Origin of the sequence: Streptomyces sp. AB3(2024) (genome assembly GCF_041862025.1) — a bacterium.
Taxonomy (GTDB): Bacteria; Actinomycetota; Actinomycetes; order Streptomycetales; family Streptomycetaceae; genus Streptomyces.
Map to the genome: position 1 here is coordinate 1 of NZ_JBGWAB010000364.1, position 377 is coordinate 377.

1 protein-coding gene is annotated in these 377 nt (G+C 70.0%); it reads left to right on the forward strand.

Features of this window, described 5'->3' with window-relative positions:
* A partial coding sequence (locus ACEPPI_RS40785) for a beta-ketoacyl synthase N-terminal-like domain-containing protein (protein ID WP_373920282.1) occupies window positions 1-377 on the forward strand: 377 nt, incomplete at both ends.

Genomic DNA, 377 nt, shown 5'->3' on the forward strand with positions numbered 1-377 from the left:
GGCTGCTGCTGGAGACCTCGTGGGAGGCCTTCGAGCGAGCGGGCATCGACCCGGCCGTTCTGCGGGGCAGCCGGACCGGCGTCTTCGCCGGCGTCATGTACCACGACTACGCGACCGGCTACGGCAACGGCGAAGTGCTGCCCGAGGGCGTCGAGGGATACCTCGGCACTGGTATCTCCGGCAGCATCGCCTCGGGCCGCGTTTCGTACGCGTTCGGCCTGGAGGGTCCGGCGGTCACGGTCGACACGGCCTGCTCGTCCTCCCTTGTCGCGCTGCACTGGGCGATTCAGGCCCTGCGCAACGGCGAGTGCGACATGGCACTGGCCGGCGGTGTCGCGGTCATGGCGACGCCGGAGACGTTCATCGACTTCAGCCGC